We start from the raw sequence: 18,063 nt of genomic DNA, 5'->3' as shown, positions 1-18,063 counted from the left end.
CGGCTAAAGATCCCGGGCATTCGCCAGGACCGGAAGCTTGCCCCGCACTTCTTCGACGATTGACGGATCGATGTCGACGATGGCGAGTTCCGGCATTTCTCCCAGGGCGGCCACCACGGCACCCAGTGGCGAGATCACGGCACTGCGCCCTATGCCCGTAGGCGCCGTGCCGGTGGAGGGCAGACCGACGCTCGCGGGATTGCCTTGGCCGGACGCCACGACGAAGGTGGTGCTGTCCACGGCGCGGGCCCGCACCAGCAAGTCCCACTGCTCGGCTTTTCCTTCGCCGGCGCCCCATGAGGCGCAGACGATGTTTACCTGCGCTCCTGACCGGGCGTTGACAGTGAAGAGGGCAGGGAAACGCACGTCGTAACAGGTGGCAAGGCCAAACACGGTGCCGTTGAGTTCGAAGGTTACGGGCGAGGTGCCGGCGTCGACCGAATCAGACTCCGCGAAGCCGAATGCATCAAAGAGGTGAATCTTGTCGTAGGACGTGTCCACCCCGGGGCCGGTGACCAAAAGCGTGTTCCGGACCCGTCCGCCCTCGCCGGGGGTGAACATCCCCGCGACGACGGCGATATCCAGCTCCCGTGCAAGGCTGCGGACCGTTGAGGCCCACGGTCCGTCCAGCGGTTCGGCGATGTCGCCCAGGCTGTTGCCGAAGGCGCGCATGGCTGCTTCAGGAAAGACCACGAGTTCGGCTCCAGCGGCCTTGGCACGGGTGGCGTATTCTCGGATCAGTTCCAGGTTGGCAGCCACATCGGCTCCCGTGATGATTTGTGCCACGGCTAAACGCATGAATTTACTCCAGATTGTTGTATACATAATGTATGCGAAAAAGTTCGGGGACTGCGGCGTCCGGCCGCGAGAAGGCGTACGCGTACCTGCGTGAAAATATCCTGATCGACCCCGAAGTCCAGGGGAAGTTCCTGAACGAGCAGGATCTGGCCGCGGAAATCGGCGTATCGCGTACGCCGGTGCGTGAGGCGCTCTTGCTGCTCGTCTCGGACGGCTTGGTGGAGCTGATTCCTCAGCGCGGAGCTTACGTTCCTCCGGTGACCGGCCGGGAGATGTCTGAATTGATGGAACTGCGCGGGATCCTTGAAAGCCACGCCGCCCGGCTGGTCATCGAGCAAGGCCGGGTTCCCGTCGGGACGATGCAGGAAACCCTTGACCAGCAGGCAAAACTTCCCGAGGACCTGAGCCCGGAAGCGGCCCGTGAGTTTATCCGCCTGGACACCCTGTTCCACCAGCAGCTCATTGACGCGGCGGGCAATGAGCTCATCTCCCGGACGTACAGCAAGCTCCACGTCCGGCAGATTCTGGTAGGCGTCTCCGCGCTGTTCCGTACCGGAGGCCGACGCGAGCAGGTGTGCGCCGAACACCAGGACATACTCGACGCCCTGATGTCCGGCGACGCGGCGAAGGCGCAGAAAGCCATTGACCATCACCTGGCTGTGACCCGGGATATTCTGCTCCGCACCTGAGGGACTTTCTGTCCGCCCAAGGCACGTTGTCAGGATTTTCGAAGGCATGACGTGACAACTTCTCCGGACGGTCAGCGTCAGCGGGATTCCGCGACGGCGGACGGTTGGCTTGCTGCCGCCGATCCTTCCAGCAGCAAACGGTAGTCCTCATCCTCCACGGTGTTGGAGTCCCGGCCGAGCGCCAGCCCCACTAAAGTAACGACGGCGGCCGCGGCCACATAGATGGCAACCGGAATCCAGGTGCCGAACTGGGACAGCAACAGCGTGAACATCAAGGGTGCGATGGCGCCGCCGATCACGCCTGCGAAGGTATAGGCCAGCGAACTTCCGGTGGACCGCAGCCGCGGTGAGAACTGTTCAACGATGAAGGCGGCCTGCGGCCCGTACATGAAGGAGTGCGCCATGAGGCCCAGGACGATTCCCGCGATCAGCAGCGGCTCGCTGTGCCCGCCCAGGATGCCGAAGAAGACGAAAGTCCAGACAGCTCCTACCACTGCCGCAATCCCGTAGACGAGGCGTCGGTTGAAGCGGTCAGAGACGGCACCGGCCAGCGGGATCATGAACAGCTGGAACGCCGAGCCGATCAATACGGCAGTGAGGACCTGGCTGCGGTCATAGCCGAGGGCCTGGATCCCGTAGCTCAGGGTGAACACAGTGAACAGTGCGTACAGCACGTCCGGGCCTACCCGGCACAGTGTGGCAGCGACGAGCGGCCGGAGTTCCTTGCTGAAGACTTCGCGGACCGGAGCGTTGGGCTGTTCACCGTGGGCCTCAATGGCCTTGAAAATCGGGGTATCTTCAAGCTTCAGCCGAATCCAAAGACCGAACCCCACCAACACGGCCGAGACCAGGAATGCGATGCGCCAGCCGAAGCTGATGAACTGCGCTTCGGTGAGGGTAACGGTCAGGACGGCCAGCGTGCCGTTGGCCAGGAGGTTGCCGGCCGGCGGACCGACCTGGGCCGCGGAAGCCCAGAAACCGCGCCGATGGGGATCGCCGTACTCGCTGGAGAGCAGCACTGCGCCGCCCCATTCGCCACCGACGCCCACGCCCTGGGCGAAGCGCAGCAATACCAAAATGATCGGGGCCGAGATGCCGATGCTGCCGTAGCCAGGTAGCACCCCGATCAGAACGGTGGCGACGCCGATGATCATCAGCGTTGTCACCAGGACCTTCTTGCGGCCGATGCGGTCACCGAGCCGGCCGAAAATGATGCCGCCCACAGGACGGGAGACATAGCCCACCGCGTAGGTGGAGAACGCCAGGATGGTCCCGGTCAAGGGATCCGATGACGGGAAAAAGACGATGGGGAATACGACGGCGGCTGCGGCGGAGTAGACGGCAAAGTCGTACCACTCGAGCGCGGTGCCGGTGAGGCTTGCGGCGAAGGCCTTGTACAGGCCTTTGGGATGCATCGGCTTTCCTGGACGCGGCGCTGCGCCGGAAGCCGGAACTGGGACGTTGGCCATGGGTTTCCTCCACGAGAAGTTTACGGTGACGCCTGCCACACTGGCGTTAAATGTATACATTACGCATACTGGTTGTACATTGGCGACTGTTTCCGGTTTCCGGTTTGAAAAATTTCTCCAGCAGGACACGCAAAGGATGGACAGAAAATGACGACTCTGAGCTTTGAACTTCCCGACGGCACTACGAGGAACGTCCAGGTCAAGCACCTCCTCAACGCCGGCTACGCGGGGCGCGAGCAGGAAGAAGTGCAGGCCCACATCGCCGAGCTGGCCGAACTTGGCGTTCCCGGCCCCGCAACCACGCCGGCGCTGTACCCCGTGTCGCCGTACCTGGCCCAGCAGGTTTCGGAGGTCCGCGTCCAGCACGGCAGGACCTCGGGTGAAGCGGAATGGGCGCTCGTGATCACCGATGAGGACGTGCTCCTGACAGTGGCGTGCGATCACACGGATCGCGAGCTCGAGGTCCACGGCGTGGCCTGGAGCAAGAACGCCAGCCCGGACGTGTTGGGGCGCAAAGCCTGGCGCCTGGAAGATGTCCGCGACCATTTGGACAGCATCACGCTCAAGGGCTGGGTGGGCGACGGCGAAACTCCGGACACCCTGATCCAGGACAGTTCGCTGGAGGCGCTCCTCAGCCCGGACTACTGGCTGGAGGTCCTGGCAGAGCGCGGCCTGGACCAGCCGGGCACCGTCCTCATTTCAGGCACGGTGGCAATGAAACATGGGGTCGACCAGTTTGCCCGCAGCTGGAAGGTGGAAATGACCGATCCGGTGACCGGCACGTCGGTGGACGCCCAGTATGTTGTGGAGCAGATGGCGGAGCCCATCGGCTGAGTCCGGCTCCGCCGTCGTTCAGCCTCCTCCATTGTGAGCGCGCGGGACCGGGCATACGCTGGGAGAGGCACAAGCGGTTGGCACTACTACTGCGTTGAGAGGGCGCTGCATGGACGCCAATTCCATCACCGACACCTTCCACCGGCCCTTGAGGGACCTGCGGATTTCCGTCACGGACCGATGCAATTTCCGTTGCGTCTACTGCATGCCCAAGGAGATCTTCGGGCGGGATTTCGTTTTCATGCCCCGGGACCAGTTGCTGACGTTTGAGGAAATCACCAGGTTGGCGTCGATCGCGGTGGGGCACGGGGTGCGGAAGATCCGGCTGACCGGCGGGGAACCCCTGCTGCGGAAGGACATCGAGGAATTGGTCCGGATGCTGGCCCGGTTGCGCACTCCCGACGGGCTGGCTCCGGACCTGGCCATGACCACGAACGGCTCGGTCCTGGCGCAGAAGGCGCAGGCCCTCAAGGATGCCGGACTGAACCGCGTGACGGTCTCACTGGACTCCCTCCGGGAGGAGACCTTCCAGGCCATGAACGACGTCGGCTATCCCGTGGCGAAGGTCCTTCACGCCGCGGACGTTGCCCAGGCCGCCGGACTCGGGCCCGTGAAGATCAACATGGTAGTCAAGCGCGGGACGAACGACCAGGACATTCTTCCCATGGCGAGCCACTTCAAGGGATCCGGCTTTATTCTGCGGTTCATCGAGTACATGGACGTGGGTGCGTCCAACGGCTGGAAAATGGATGAAGTGGTGCCCTCCGCCGAGATCCTGGCCCGCATCGGCGCGGCGTTCCCGCTGGAGCCCGTGGCGCCCAACTACCCCGGCGAGACCTCGGATCGCTGGCGCTACGCGGACGGCAGCGGCGAAATCGGAGTCATTTCCAGCGTGACTCAAGCCTTTTGCCGCGGCTGCACCCGTGCCCGGCTCTCCGCCGACGGGAAGCTGTTCACATGCCTCTTCGCCACAACCGGCACGGACCTGAGGGCGCTCCTGAGAGGCGGCGCGTCCGACGTGGAGCTTTCGACGGCGTTGTCCGCCCTGTGGGGCGGCCGCACGGACCGCTACTCGGAACTGCGCAGTTCACACACACCCAAGGACGCCGCGGCTCACAAGATCGAGATGTCGTACATCGGCGGGTAGCCCAGCCGGACCGCGCCCCCGCCGGTGACCCTATGCTGGTGCCATGACGCAGACGTCGATCAGTTCCGCCGCAGCGCTGGCCGAAATGCTGGCCGCCACCGGCTACCTCGCCGACGAAGGCCTGGCCACCATTGGCTACCTCGCCCTGAGCATGGAACGGCCGCTGCTGCTGGAGGGCGAACCGGGCACCGGCAAAACCTCCCTCGCCGAGGCGCTGGCGGAGGGATTCGGGCTGCCGCTGATCCGCCTGCAGTGCTACGAGGGAATCGACGCTTCGCAGGCGCTGTATGACTGGGACTTCACCGCCCAGATCCTGCACTTACGCAGCGTTGAGGCCAGCGGCGGCGCGGGAATGAGCGCGGGATTGAGCGTGGCCGAGCTGGAAAGCTCGCTCTACGACAAACGGTTCCTGCTGGCCCGGCCCATCCTCAAGGCGCTCCAGCAGAGCCCGGCCGTGCTGCTGATCGACGAAATCGACCGGGCTGACGATGAGTTCGAGGCCTTCCTGCTGGAAGTGCTCTCCACCTACCAGGTTTCCATCCCCGAGTTCGGCACGGTCAAGGCCGACACCCCGCCGATCGTCGTGCTCACCTCCAACCGGACCCGCGACCTGCACGATGCGCTCAAACGCCGGTGCCTCTACCACTGGATCGACCACCCCGGGCTGGCCCGCGAAGTGGAAATCGTGCGCACCCGGCTCCCCCAGGTGCCCGCGCTGCTGGCCGAGCAGGTGGTGCGCGCAGTCCAGCAGATCCGGGTCACCGACGACGTGCTCAAACCTCCCGGCGTCGCCGAAACCCTGGACTGGGCCCGCGCGCTGCACCAGCTCGGCCGGGCCGAGCTTGATCTGGCTTCGGCCGCGGCCAGCATCGGCGCGCTGTGCAAGTACCGCGAGGACACCGAGCGCGTCTCGGCGGCCCTGGCCCGGATGCTCGGCTGAGCCATGCCACAGGCAGGACAGAGCCCACAGGCAGGCCAGAGCACAGGCCACAGCGCCGAAGAGATCCTGTTGGCCTTTGCTGCAGCGGTGCGTGCGGCCGGAGTGAAAGTGACCGCGGACCGCTCGCGCAGCTTCGTCGACGCCGTTGGCAGGCTCGCCGTCGACCGCCGCTCCGACGTGTTCTGGGCCGGCCGCGCCACGCTTTGTGCCTCGCCGGAGGATCTGCCCGCCTACCAGCGGACGTTCGAGGCCTGGTTCGCCGTGGAACATTCAGCCGCCCAACGCCTGGAAAACTCCGCGACGTCCGTCAGCGCTGCCGCGTTGGATAACGACGGCGGCGGCCCGGAAGGTCGGCGGGAACAGTTGCGGGCACTCGCCAGCCGCCGGGAGCTGCTGCGGCACCGCGATGTAGCCGTCCTGGACGACGCGGAACGGGCACTGCTGCACCGGATGTTCGAAGAGCTCCCGGTGCGCTTGCCCACCCGGCAGACCCGGCGGAAACACCTCGACCGGCACGGCGACGTCGACCGCGTACGGACCCTGCGCGACCAACTGCGCCGCGGCGGGGAACCGGGGCCGCTGCGCCGCGCCCGGGCTCCGCGCAAAACCCGCCGGATGGTCTGGTTGATCGACGTCTCGGGCTCGATGGCACCCTACGCGGACAGCCTGCTGCGCTTGGCCCACCGGGTAGTGGAAGCCGCTCCGCGCCAGATGGAGGTATTCACGATTGGCACCCGCCTGACCCGTGTGACGGGCGCACTGCGGGTGCCGGACCCGGACAATGCCCTGGCCCTCGCCGGCCGCACCGTCCCCGACTGGTCCGGCGGAACCCGGCTTGGAGAGGTGCTGCGAGCGTTCAACGACCGCTGGGGCCAGCGCGTGATGGTGCGCGGCGCCGTCGTCGTGATTGCCAGCGATGGCTGGGAGCGGGGCGACCCTGCACTGCTGGGACGCCAGGCCGAGCGGCTGCACCATCTGGCGAGGCGGATCATTTGGTCCAATCCGCACCGCGGCAAGGCGGGGTACGAGCCCCTGCAACGGGGAATCAGGGCGGTGCTGCCGCACGTTGACTTCTTTATAGGGGGGCACTCAATGCAGAGTTTCGAGGAGTTGTTGGACGTGGTTGCCAATGCGTGAGGTCTTGGACGATCTGGTCGCCGCCATGGCGGCCGGCCACACAGTAGGACTCGGAACGGTGGTGCGCACCTTCCGCTCCGCACCGCGGCCGGCCGGGGCCGCCATGATGGTCGACGCCGACGGCAGCGCGGTCGGCTCGGTGTCCGGCGGGTGCGTCGAAGGGGCGCTCTACGAACTGGCCACCAAGGTGGTCGAGTCCCGCCGGCCAGTGCTCCAGCGCTACGGCATCAGTGACGACGCCGCGTTCGAGGTCGGCCTGACCTGCGGCGGGATCCTGGACATTTTTGTGGAGCCGGTCTCCACCGAGATCTTCCCGGAATTGCCGCAGGTGGCGGACGACGTCGGTGCCGGCCGCCCCGTTGCCATCGTCACCGTGATCGAACACCCCGATCCGGCCTGGCTGGGCCGCCATCTGGTGGTCCGCCCTGATGGGTTCGTAGGCTCCCTGGGCAGCGAGCGTGCCGATCATGCGGTATCCGACGACGTCCAGGGCCTGCTGGCAGCAGGCCGCAACGCCACGCTCATGTACGGACCGGACGGGCAGCGGCGCGGGGAGGGCATGCGCGTTTTCGCCCTCAGTTTCGCCCCGCAGCCGCGGATGCTGGTGTTCGGCGCGATTGACTTCGCCGCCGCCGTCGCGAAACAAGGCACCTTCCTGGGCTACCGGGTCACGGTCTGCGACGCACGCGCGGTTTTCGCAACAGCTGCCCGGTTCCCCCAGGCAGACGAGGTAGTAGTGGAATGGCCCCACCGCTACCTGCAGGCGCAGATCAGTGCCGGCCAAGTGGATGAACGCACCGTGATCTGCGTACTGACCCACGATCCGAAATTCGACGTGCCACTGCTGGAGTTGGCGCTGCGCCACAACGTGGCCTATGTGGGAGCGATGGGATCCCGGCGCACGCACCACGATCGGCTGGAACGGCTGCGCGAAGCGGGCCTGACCGAGGCCGAATTGGCCAGGCTCTCCAGCCCGATCGGCCTGGACCTGGGATCCCGCACCCCGGAGGAAACAGCCGTCTCCATCGCCGCCGAAATCATTGCCCTGCACTGGGGTGGCGGTGGCGGAAGATTGAGCACCATGGAGGCCCGGATCCACCACGAACCCACGGTTGAAGCGGGCCACGAAGATGCGGGGTACGAACTCAAGCCGGGCTAGGGCGCTCGCCTCCTCCGAGGAGTAACCTGTGTCACATCAGGACTGGATGCCGGGCAGTCGTGCTCGTCCTCCAAGCGACAGGAGATCCCAATGGCGAGTTCCAAGACGATCACCGTCGAAGTCGATGATGTGAGCTACACAGACGATGTCGAGCCACGATTGCTGCTGGTCCAATACCTGCGCGAACGGCTTGGCAAGACCGGCACATTGATCGGCTGCGACACTACCAACTGCGGCGCCTGCACCGTCCATCTGGACGGAGTCAGCGTCAAATCCTGCACCATGTTCGCGGTTCAGGCAGACGGCCACAACGTCACCACCATCGAAGGCCTGGCCCGGGACGGCAAGCTCGCCCCGCTGCAGCAAGCCTTCCACCAATGCCATGCCCTGCAGTGCGGCTTCTGCACGCCCGGCATGATCATGCAATCGGCATCCCTTCTCGCCGAAAACCCACACCCCACCGAGCAGGAAATCCGGGACGGCCTCGAGGGAAACCTCTGCCGGTGCACCGGATACCAGAACATCGTTGCCGCGGTGCAGGCCGCCGCTGATGGCACGGTTTCTTCGGATGGCATGGTGTCCTCAGACAGCGACGAAACGGAAACGGCAGGTGTGGCATGACCATCGCCGAAGTCGGCAGGCCCCGCCTCCGCAAGGAAGATGCCCACCTCATCACGGGGCGTTCAAGGTACACGGACAACATGACGCTGCCCGGCATGCTGCATCTGGCAATGGTCCGCAGCCCGTTCGCCCATGCGAAGATCACGTCGATCGACGCGTCCGCCGCGAAGTCTTCACCCGGCGTCGTCGCCGTGCTCACCGGAGCCGATCTGGCCGCGGAACAGGGCAGCCTGCCCAACGTCTGGCCCGTCACCGCCGACCAGAAGGCACCCGCGTTCCCATCGATCGCGGTCGACGAGGTGGCCTTTGCCGGCGAGGTAGTGGCCTGCATCGTTGCCCGCAGCGCCGCGGCGGCGCGGGACGCCGTCGAACTCGTGGACGTCAGCTACGACCAACTTCCGGTGGTCCTGGATCTGGAGGAAGCATTCACGGACAAAGTGCTGGCCCACTCGAGCCTGGACTCCAATCTCTCGGCGACGTGGGTGTTTGACTCGGGCGAAGCCGGAACAGGCAAGCCGATCGCCGAGGCTTTGGCGAACGCCGAGGTCCTCATCGAACGCACTTTTTATCAACAGCGCCTCATCCCGGCTTTCATGGAACCGCGCTCGATCGTGGTTGACCCTACGAGTGAGCAAATCACCATGTGGTCGTCCACGCAGATACCGCATATTCTGCGGCTGATTCTGGCATTGACGCTGGGAATCCCGGAAAACAAAGTGCGTGTGATCGCCCCCGACGTGGGCGGCGGTTTTGGCGGAAAGCTGACGGTGATCCCGGAGGAATTCATCACCCTTATGGCAGCCCGGCGGGTCGGCAAGCCCTGCAAATACACCGAAACCCGCAGCGAGTCCCTGCAGTCCGGGCATCACGGCCGGGCACAAGTGCAGAAGGTGAAGCTCGCGGCCACGAAGGACGGGATCGTCACCGGGCTGGACATCCAGCTGCTGGCGGACATGGGCGCCTACCTGGGCCTGATCGGCTCGGGCATCCCGATCCTTGGCGCGTTCATGTACAACGCCATCTACAAGTTCCCGGCATACCGACTGGAATGCAACAACGTCTTCACCAACAAGGCGTGGACTGGCGCCTACCGCGGCGCAGGCCGGCCGGAGGCCACCTTTGCGATAGAGCGCCTGATGGATGAACTCGCCGTCGAACTGGGCATGGATCCCCTGGAAGTGCGGAAAAAGAACTGGATCAAACACGAGGAATTCCCCTTCACCACTGTCACCGGACTCGAATACGACAGCGGCAACTACGAGGCGGCCACGGCGAAGGCCCTGGAGCTCTTTGGCTACGACGAACTCCGGGCAGAGCAGGCCAGGCGCCGCGAGGCCAACGATCCCGTCCAACTCGGCATCGGCATCTCCACGTTCACCGAAATGTGCGGCCTGGCTCCGTCACGGGTGCTTGGTGCGCTCAGTTACGCCGCCGGCGGCTGGGAGCACGCCCAGGTGCGCGTGCTGCCCACTGGCAACATCGAGGTGGTCACCGGCACCTCCCCCCACGGCCAAGGCCACGAAACCGCGTGGAGCCAGCTCGTGGCGGACAGGCTCGGCGTGCCGTTCGAAAATGTCGAGGTGCTGCACGGTGATACCCAGATCTCCCAGCGGGGCCTGGACACTTACGGCTCCCGCTCGCTGACCGTCGGCGGCATGGCGGTGCTGGCCGCGGCGGACAAGGTGATCGAGAAGGCCAAGGTTCTGGCAGCGCACATGATGGAGGTCAGCGAGGAGGATATCGAGTTCGCGGACGGCAAGTTCAGCGTCAAAGGCACTGATCAGTCCACGGCGTTCGGTGAAGTCGCCTTCGCCGCCTTCTCGGCGCACAACCTGCCGGACGGATTCGAGCCCAATCTGGACTCGGATGCCACCTTCGATCCGCAGAGCTTCTCCTTCCCGCACGGCACCCATCTGGCCGCCATGGAAGTGGACACCGAGACCGGGCAGGTCACTATCCGCAAGTACGTTTGCGTGGACGACGTCGGGGTGGTCGTCAATCCGCTGATTGTGGAGGGCCAGGTCCACGGCGGCCTGGCGCAGGGGATCGCACAGGCCCTCTATGAGGAGGCCGTGCACGACGACGCCGGGACCCTGGTCACGGGCTCATTCGTGGACTACCTCGTGCCCAGCGCGCCGGATCTGCCGCACTTCGCGACGGCGCGCACCGAGACCCCTTCGACCACCAACCAGTTGGGGGCCAAGGGAGTCGGCGAGGCGGGAACCATCGCCTCGACGCCTGCCATTGTCAACGGAGTGCTGGACGCGGTACGGCACCTTGGAGTGAAGGACATCAAGATGCCCTGTACGCCGTCGCGCGTGTGGGCCGCCCTTGAAGAAGCCAAGACGACCGGAGGTGTGCAATGATTCCGAGCGCATTCGATTACGCCGCTCCTGCTACGGTGGCGGAAGCGCTGAGCGTGCTGGCCGACGCCGGCGACGACGTGAAGCTGATGGCCGGGGGCCAAAGCCTGATCCCCGTGATGAAGCTGCGCCTGGCCGACCCGGCAATGGTGGTCGACTTGGGCCGGATCGTCGAGCTGTCCGGGGTCCGCGACGACGGCGATGCTCTGCTGATCGGAGCCATGACGACCCACCACCAGATCGCCACCGACCCGCTTATTGCCGAGCACGTGCCCTTGCTGGCCAAGGCTGCGGCGACGGTCGCGGATCCGCAGGTCCGCCACCGCGGCACGTTCGGCGGCGCTCTGGTGCACGCCGACCCGGCGGGCGACATGCCCGCGCCGGTGCTGGCCGCGGACGCGACGTTCATCCTGGCAGGTCCGAACGGGGAACGCCGGGTGGCAGCGGCGGACTTCTTCCAGGGGTACTTCACCACCGCCGTCGACGACGGCGAGATCCTCACCCATATTCGGGTGCCGAAGTACACCGGGTGGGGCGCGCACTATGAGAAATTCACCCGCGTGGCCCAGCAGTGGTCCATCGTCTCTGTGGCCGCGATGGTCCGGGTGGAAGGCGGCGCCATCGCCGAGGCCAGGATCGGCCTGACCAACATGGCCAGCACGCCCTTGCGGGCGACCGCCGTCGAACAGGCACTCGCGGGGGCCCCGCTGACCCGGGAAGCGATCGCCACCGCGAGCGCACACGCTGCCGAGGGGACCGATCCTGCCAGCGACCTCAATGGGGACGCGGGCTACCGCCGCCACCTGGCCGAAGTCCTGACCAAGCGGGCCGTCTTCGCGGCCGCCGGGCTCTAGCGGAAACGGGCGGAGGGAGACGTGGAACTCAAACATCACTTCGTGGTTCCCAGTTCGCTGGAGGACACCTGGCATTCCTTCAACCAACTGGAAGACATCGCGCCTTGTTTCCCAGGGGCGACCCTCACGTCCGTGAGCGGCGAGCAGTTCACTGGAACGGTCAAGGTCAAGCTCGGGCCGATCGCCATGATCTACACCGGCACCGGCGAATTCCTCGAGCGCAACCAGGAGACGCATACGGTGGTCATTTCGGCCACGGGCAAGGATAAACGCGGCAACGGCACGGCTGGCGCTACCGTGACTGCAATGCTGACGCGCGACGGCGACGGCACCTCCGTGGACGTGACCACCGACATGAACGTCACCGGGAAACCGGCCCAATTCGGCCGGGGCGTCATCCAGGACATCTCGGACAAATTGCTGGAGCAGTTTGTCCAGTGCGTGATCGGGAAGGCGGGCGGCGGGGCTCCAAGCGATATCGAGCCCGCCGCCGGAGGCTCGGCTGCGTCGGCGGAGTCCGGGGCGGCTGCCGCGGCGGACGCTGGGGAGGCTGCTGTCGGGCCCCCCGCCGCCGGGCCCCCCGCCGCGGGTCCTGCAGCGTCGGTGACCGAGCCTCCGGCGGCACCTGTGTCCGCGGCCGCGGCTGCACCTGCACCTCTGTCCGCGCCAATCGCGCCGTCGTCGGAATTGGATCTTGGCTCGGCCGTGTGGCCGGTGCTGGTGCGCCGTTTCGGCCCCGTGCTTTGCGCCGCCGCTGTCCTGGCCCTGGTGGCTTGGCTTGTCCGGCGACGCAGGAGGGACTGAACGCGGGTTGTAGGACAAAACGTGTGTAAATCCCGGGCGCGTCATGTCCGTCCCAGGATCGTCTTCGCTCGGATTGTTGGATTCTGCTCAATCATTCGAATGGACAAATGCCGGGCCCGCGGAATCACGGGACCGGCAACTTGGGCGAAGAGAATGATCCAGCAAAATCCGACGGCGTCCATGGATCGTCGAACTAACTTCGCTTACCGGAAGCCATTGCAAGGCTGCGTGGATGCCGGCTTCGGGCGGCGCGGCGCGCTTGCCGCGCGCCTCGGCGTGTCGATATCATCAGGGTGGGTTATGCAGCGGCCCTAGGAACTCTTTCCGTGGAGTGACCCCATGACCCGCCGGACCCACTTCCCTTCCAAGTCCTCTTACGTGGCTGCCCCCACGCTTGGAGCCGCGCTGTGAACGCGCTCCTCATCTCATGCCTGGAAGGCGAACTGGACCCAGTCCAGGGGCTTGCGAAGTTGTCCGTTGCGGAGCTCAACTTTTTGGCCGACGCTCTCTTCAGGCTGCTCGACGTCGGGAAGCCTGAGTTCGGGGTCAAGTCCTGGTACGACGCGGTACTGGAGGAGTTGGCTGCGCGCCGTGAGCGGTCCGAGCGCGGTGAGCGTTCCGCGCGGGGTGAGGGTCCTATGCCCGGTGGGCGGTCCGCCGTCGAGGTTTCCTCGGACTAGTCTTCCCGTGCTGCGGAGGCATAAGGGGCGCTGGCAGCCGCTCCCCCTGGTGCTTGTCGGCCTGCAAGCTCGCGCACGACTGTTTTCAATTCCTGCCTGAACATCGACGTATCGATCGACACCTGGGCAAGAACCTGTTGTTCCGATTCGACCGCCCGCTCAAGCGCGTCCCTGCCGGCGTCGGTCAGCGAAACGACGTGCACCCGGCGGTCCTCGGAACTTCGACGGCGGCTTACGTGGCCGTGGGCCTCGAGCCTGCTGAGGGTCTGCCCCATGGTCTGAGCCTGCACGCGGACGATCTGCGCCAGCGCGGTCTGGGTGATAGGGCCGGTGGCTGAAAGAACCTCCAGGGCGATGACACCGGCGTGGGTGAGGCCGATCGCCCTGAGATTCTCGTCCCAAGCGTGTTCCACCAGCCGGGCCGCCGTGGACAGCAACCGTCCGGTGGGCCAACGCTCAATGTCCGGCATATATCTCATTGTAGCCGTGAGGGGATTTTGTGGAGGTTGAGGGGTTAACTACTCCTGCGGCGGTCACCTCTAGACGGACCCAGCGTTCGAATTCGGTAGGCTGAGGCCAAAATTGCCTTCGATGGGGACTACGGATGTTTGGGTTGAGCCGGTGACGCCCTTGATTCGGCGGGGCGGAGCAGTTTGGTGGGGCAGAGCTTATTTCGCCATGCAGGCGATTGCCGGTTTTTCGTGGTGGGCCGCAGTTTTCCTGTCGCCGGTTGTGCGCGAGGCGACCCTCGGTAACCTCGGCCCGGTTGCGGTTGCCGTCTTCGACATTCCTTTGTTTGTTATGGCCTCGGCCATCGCGGCATTTGGCGTTAAGGCCGCCGCGGTGGTGAGTACCGCTTGGACGGGTATTGTCGCCGTCGCGCTGGCGGGATACGCCACCGTCACAACCGAAGCGGGCTGGGGCGTACTAGGCATGGGCGCTGCGACTGTGGGTTCGCTGATCGCGCTCTGCCTTGTCTTGCTCGGGCGTGTACCGACCGCGTGGATCATCCGCGGTCCGTTCGCATTCCGTCCCGCAATCCCACGCCCGACCGCCGCAACCCACGTGGTCTCAACATTCGGGCAAATTGTCCTCTTCTGGGGGTTCTTCCTGGCGGTGATTCCGTTTACCGTTGCTTTTCTCGAACAGCGCTGGGCCGTGGCACTCCCGTTTCCGTCGTTTGCAACTCCTGTGGGTGTCACGGTTCTGGTACTCGCCAGCGCCCTTGGCATCTCGGCGGCCGTAGCGATGTCGACATTAGGAGACGGCACGCCTCTGCCATCGGCAATGCCCAACCATCTGGTCATCGCAGGTCCGTATCGCTGGATCCGTAATCCAATGGCGGCCGCGGGCATTCTCCAGGGCGCCGCAGTCGGTGTCATCCTGCAGTCATGGCTGGTGGTGGCCTACGCCGTCGTCGGCTCGCTGGTGTGGAATTACGTTGTCAGGCCACTCGAGGAATCTGACCTGGAGGAACGGTTCGGCGAAGAATTCCGGCAATACCGCGACGCCGTGCGCTGCTGGGTACCGCGGGTGTGGAGGACCCGCTCTCACAAACGATGATTTCTCCCGTGAATTCTTCCGTGCCGATGATCTCACCACCAGTATGGTGATTGCATAACGCAACCACTGATCTGAGGGGACCTACACCATGGCTGTTCGAGTTGACCTGAATATCTCGCTGGATGGTTTCGCCACGACCACCGACGCAACTCCGGAGAATCCGTTCGGGTCGGATTGGGGCCGCCTGGTTGAGGCATATACGTCCACCCGCACGTTCCGAGAGCGGGTCTTGCATGACACGAGTGGAGAAGGAACGTCCGGCGTCGACGACAAATACGCAGCGGCCTACTTCGAGGGGGTCGGAGCGGAAATTATGGGTGCCGGCATGTTCGGGTTCCATAACTTCCCCGATGACCCCGAGTGGAAGGGCTGGTGGGGCGACGAGCCGCCCTTCCGCGTCCCGGTATTCGTCCTCACTCACACGCCCCGCCCTGACATCACGATGGCCGGCGGAACAACTTTCCACTTCGTAGATACCAGCCCCGAAGAAGTGCTTGAACGAGCGCTCAGTGCCGCGGGTGAAAAGGATGTGCGTATCGGAGGTGGCCCTACCGTTGTGCGCGACTACCTCAGTGCCGGACTTGTCGATCGGCTACACGTCGCGATCACACCCATCCTGCTCGGTGGCGGAATACGGCTCTGGGACGATCTCCGGGGGCTGGAAAGCGAATACACCGTCACGTCGGAGACCGCCGAAAGCGGCATCATCCACGTCACCTTTCGCCGATAACCCGGTAGCTGGTCACGCGCCCGGATACCAGTTTGACGAGGCAAGCCAGGCGCGGAGGTCAAGGGCATCGGGTACGAGTGCGCGGAGCGCCTCCTGCGTCGGCTGATCGCGAACCTCCACACCGACCGCGAGGCACCCACCGAAGAGGAGTGCTCCGGTTCCTGAATGTGCTGCATCTACTCGCGCGTGAGTGTGAGTGCGAGGCTGGGAACGGCGAAAGACAAGAGAAAGATCGGTAGGGGGCTCTTCCCGCCGCACCGGAATCTCGCGATCTGGCCCTCGGCGACGTCGAAAGACTTGGTCCTGCTCGAATTTCGGCCATTTCGGACCTGCAGGGTGTGATGTCCAGGTTCGACCGTTATGTCGATTGTCTCGTTCAGTTCGACAGTCCCGGCATGTTTCCCGTCGACAATGGCCTCGTACGTGCCGCGCCGGACTTCCACCCCGATGGTCCTGTGCGTCAGCTTGAGCGTTGCAGACATTCTGATCTCCTCCGGTGTCCTGAAAAGGGACTTTCGGCAAGTCATCGGCGGCGGGCCGATCGCCGTCGTACATCTGGGCCGGTTACGTCGACCGCTACTGTTTCAGCGGCGCGAGCTGTATTTTCTTCGCAAGCGCGTAAGCGGTGGGAAGATCACTGTCGCTTTCGACGAAGACACGGCCAATGACGAGCGCGGAATGGCTTGGCGAAGAAATCTGCGTCATGCCGTTCGGTACGGTTCCGTTCCAGCCAGGCCCGCTGAGAACATAGTCGCCGGCTTTGGTTCCCGTCGTGCGTTTGCCGACGTAGGCAAAGTTTGTGCTTTTCGACGGGTCGGTGAACTGCACGCTGAAATAGCGTCCGGCCATGTCCGGCACGTGTAGGATTTGAGGCCCCTTGCTCACGTCGAGCCAGCCGCCGACGTAGAGCAAATCGTCGGCTCCGGTTGCCATAAGACTCCCCCGCGACGTCGACGGCGAAGAGGTGCCGGGCACGGCGTACAGCGTGTTGACGGGGATCGGGCCCTCACCGAACCCATGCTTGATAATCGCCCTCTTGTATCCATTGACCGTGAGTCGCGGCCAGAGGTAGATGAAAGCGGGCGCGCCTAGCGCCCAGACGATGACTGCTGCTATGACGAGTGGAATAATCCCGTCCCCATTGGCGATCCGCCGGTAGATGACCCAAGCGAAGACCGCCAGGATGACGGCCGTAAGTGAACGTCCGTACTTCAAGATGAGCCGGTTCATCTCACTGCGCCCTGACAATGCGCGGCAATTGATACGTGCCGTCGAGAATTGCCGCGCCGGGCAGATACACGCGGAACATCAGCTTGAACTTCCCGGAAGGAATGGGCAGCCAGTTCTGCTCGTGCCCATTCGGAGCCTGATGCTGGAGATAGATATCGACTGTACCGTCGGCATTCCGTGCGAGAGGGGAACGGTCACCAACGCTATAGCGATTAGTTGGATTGTCCACCATATACCCGACGGTATCGGTCGGAGTGAGCGACCAGAACGCGTCATTCGGCGGGAGTTTCCCGGGAGGAAAATGCAGGACGTATACATGCCCGCCGCTCAGCGCTTGCCCTGAGCCATCCACCGTGGTCGTCCAATACGCGGCCTCCTCAAACACATTCACGACGGGAAGGGCTTTGGCGCAGGCGGCCCGCACGAGGACTCCGTTGCCGGGCTGGCCGCATTTGCGGATGGCACTCCAACCGTTGACAGTCGTTGTGACCGCCCTGCCCACGGCGTTCATCATGAGGATCGCCGTCAAGAACGCCAGCACGGACCCGAGAATTATTCCTTGCACGACACCGGACTGTGAGAACCACGCGAGGGCATTAGCCATAACCGCAAACTACCACTGAGCTAAAGGGCTGAGCGCTTTTCCGCGCCGCCAGCCGCCCTGCAATTAAGTGCGCTGACGCCCTTGCCTAGAACGACGCCGGTACCACCCAACAAAGCCCCACAGCGCGACGATCAAACATACGGCAGAGACAATCCCCCGCCACCATACAAAAGGTTGCCAAAGCCCGAATATCAGGGCCCAGACAAGGAGAACGCCACTCACGTCGAGTCGTGGGGCACGGATCTTCACGGAGGCTCTCCTTCTTCATCTGTCTCAGTCCAGGAGCGCGAGCGCCAAAGACCAACTCAATGAAGAATACTTTCCCAACGGCCCGACGTCGGACGCGGACTCCGGCGCCCACGTCGCCGAGCGCGCCCACGTCCCGAAAGCCCCGCTTCCGAGAGGCGCCTCGTTGCCCAGGGCAAATTCCAGTGACACTAC

Annotated in this window: 20 protein-coding genes; 13 read left to right on the top strand and 7 right to left on the bottom strand. The window is 64.6% G+C overall.

From position 1 onward, the window contains the following. Positions 1-3 precede the first annotated feature (3 nt). Complete coding sequence (locus tag ABH924_RS17320) at positions 4-798, bottom strand: carbon-nitrogen hydrolase family protein (protein WP_404500754.1); 795 nt, start codon at positions 796-798, stop codon at positions 4-6. Positions 799-830: 32 nt separating this feature from the next. Here ABH924_RS17320 and ABH924_RS17315 point away from each other — a divergent pair, with 32 nt between their 5' ends. Further along, positions 831-1,487, top strand: coding sequence for a GntR family transcriptional regulator (locus ABH924_RS17315; RefSeq protein WP_404500752.1), 657 nt, complete (start codon positions 831-833; stop codon positions 1,485-1,487). 77 nt (positions 1,488-1,564) lie between these two features. Here the strand turns inward: ABH924_RS17315 and ABH924_RS17310 are convergent, their stop codons facing one another. Beyond that, positions 1,565-2,956 carry an MFS transporter gene (locus ABH924_RS17310; RefSeq protein ID WP_404500750.1) on the bottom strand — a complete coding sequence of 464 codons (1,392 nt, stop codon included), beginning with the start codon at positions 2,954-2,956 and terminating at the stop codon, positions 1,565-1,567. Positions 2,957-3,103: 147 nt separating this feature from the next. On the opposite strand from ABH924_RS17310, the gene ABH924_RS17305 reads away from it, so the two are divergent. From ABH924_RS17305 to ABH924_RS17260, 10 genes are all read left to right on the top strand, one after another. After that, positions 3,104-3,790 carry a DUF2848 domain-containing protein gene (locus ABH924_RS17305; protein ID WP_234752375.1) on the top strand — a complete coding sequence of 229 codons (687 nt, stop codon included), beginning with the start codon at positions 3,104-3,106 and terminating at the stop codon, positions 3,788-3,790. A gap of 109 nt (positions 3,791-3,899) precedes the next feature. Next, positions 3,900-4,937 (top strand): GTP 3',8-cyclase MoaA, encoded by a 1,038-nt coding sequence (gene moaA / locus ABH924_RS17300; protein ID WP_234752374.1) that lies wholly within the window; start codon positions 3,900-3,902, stop codon positions 4,935-4,937. Between the two features lie 43 nt (positions 4,938-4,980). Then, complete coding sequence (locus ABH924_RS17295; RefSeq protein WP_234752372.1) at positions 4,981-5,877, top strand: MoxR family ATPase; 897 nt, start codon at positions 4,981-4,983, stop codon at positions 5,875-5,877. Between the two features lie 3 nt (positions 5,878-5,880). After that, complete coding sequence (locus ABH924_RS17290) at positions 5,881-7,014, top strand: VWA domain-containing protein (RefSeq protein WP_404500748.1); 1,134 nt, start codon at positions 5,881-5,883, stop codon at positions 7,012-7,014. Beyond that, entirely contained in the window at positions 7,007-8,173 is a 1,167-nt protein-coding gene (locus ABH924_RS17285; RefSeq protein ID WP_404500746.1) for an XdhC family protein, read from the top strand. The genes ABH924_RS17290 and ABH924_RS17285 overlap by 8 nt, the downstream gene beginning before the upstream one ends. Positions 8,174-8,263: 90 nt before the next feature. Further along, positions 8,264-8,794, top strand: a complete 531-nt coding sequence (locus ABH924_RS17280) for a (2Fe-2S)-binding protein (RefSeq protein WP_404500744.1) — start codon at positions 8,264-8,266, stop codon at positions 8,792-8,794. Further along, positions 8,791-11,160, top strand: coding sequence for a xanthine dehydrogenase family protein molybdopterin-binding subunit (locus ABH924_RS17275; RefSeq protein WP_404500742.1), 2,370 nt, complete (start codon positions 8,791-8,793; stop codon positions 11,158-11,160). The genes ABH924_RS17280 and ABH924_RS17275 overlap by 4 nt, the downstream gene beginning before the upstream one ends. Further along, entirely contained in the window at positions 11,157-12,011 is an 855-nt protein-coding gene (locus ABH924_RS17270; protein WP_404500740.1) for an FAD binding domain-containing protein, read from the top strand. The genes ABH924_RS17275 and ABH924_RS17270 overlap by 4 nt, the downstream gene beginning before the upstream one ends. 21 nt (positions 12,012-12,032) lie before the next feature. Beyond that, complete coding sequence (locus ABH924_RS17265; protein WP_404500738.1) at positions 12,033-12,815, top strand: SRPBCC family protein; 783 nt, start codon at positions 12,033-12,035, stop codon at positions 12,813-12,815. Positions 12,816-13,222: 407 nt separating this feature from the next. Then, positions 13,223-13,495 carry a hypothetical protein gene (locus ABH924_RS17260; protein WP_404500736.1) on the top strand — a complete coding sequence of 91 codons (273 nt, stop codon included), beginning with the start codon at positions 13,223-13,225 and terminating at the stop codon, positions 13,493-13,495. On the opposite strand, the gene ABH924_RS17255 is transcribed toward ABH924_RS17260, so the two are convergent. After that, the gene (locus tag ABH924_RS17255; protein ID WP_404500735.1) at positions 13,492-13,965 is read right to left on the bottom strand and encodes a MarR family winged helix-turn-helix transcriptional regulator; all 474 of its coding nucleotides are present in this window, start codon (positions 13,963-13,965) and stop codon (positions 13,492-13,494) included. The two genes, ABH924_RS17260 and ABH924_RS17255, sit on opposite strands and share 4 nt — an antisense overlap. 208 nt (positions 13,966-14,173) lie before the next feature. On the opposite strand from ABH924_RS17255, the gene ABH924_RS17250 reads away from it, so the two are divergent. Then, on the top strand, positions 14,174-15,058 hold the full coding sequence (locus ABH924_RS17250) for a methyltransferase family protein (RefSeq protein ID WP_404500733.1): 885 nt from the start codon (positions 14,174-14,176) through the stop codon (positions 15,056-15,058). 88 nt (positions 15,059-15,146) lie between these two features. Then, positions 15,147-15,788, top strand: coding sequence for a dihydrofolate reductase family protein (locus tag ABH924_RS17245; protein WP_404500731.1), 642 nt, complete (start codon positions 15,147-15,149; stop codon positions 15,786-15,788). Between the two features lie 176 nt (positions 15,789-15,964). Here ABH924_RS17245 and ABH924_RS17240 read toward each other — a convergent pair whose 3' ends face one another. The 4 genes from ABH924_RS17240 to ABH924_RS17225 all read right to left on the bottom strand — a co-directional run bounded on the left by ABH924_RS17240 (position 15,965) and on the right by ABH924_RS17225 (position 18,060). Next, positions 15,965-16,270: a hypothetical protein gene (locus tag ABH924_RS17240; RefSeq protein ID WP_404500729.1), complete on the bottom strand. Its 306-nt coding sequence runs from the start codon at positions 16,268-16,270 to the stop codon at positions 15,965-15,967. Between the two features lie 94 nt (positions 16,271-16,364). Next, positions 16,365-17,018, bottom strand: coding sequence for a DUF1254 domain-containing protein (locus tag ABH924_RS17235; RefSeq protein WP_404500727.1), 654 nt, complete (start codon positions 17,016-17,018; stop codon positions 16,365-16,367). 1 nt (position 17,019) lies between these two features. Continuing rightward, positions 17,020-17,622: a DUF1214 domain-containing protein gene (locus ABH924_RS17230; protein WP_404500725.1), complete on the bottom strand. Its 603-nt coding sequence runs from the start codon at positions 17,620-17,622 to the stop codon at positions 17,020-17,022. Positions 17,623-17,895: 273 nt separating this feature from the next. Further along, on the bottom strand, positions 17,896-18,060 hold the full coding sequence (locus tag ABH924_RS17225; RefSeq protein ID WP_404500723.1) for a hypothetical protein: 165 nt from the start codon (positions 18,058-18,060) through the stop codon (positions 17,896-17,898). Positions 18,061-18,063: the final 3 nt, after the last annotated feature.

Source organism: Arthrobacter sp. GAS37, assembly GCF_044908325.1.
Classification (GTDB): domain Bacteria; phylum Actinomycetota; class Actinomycetes; order Actinomycetales; family Micrococcaceae; genus Arthrobacter; species Arthrobacter ramosus.
The sequence above is the reverse complement of the archived record's forward strand: the minus strand, read 5'-3'. Positions and strand labels throughout refer to the sequence as shown.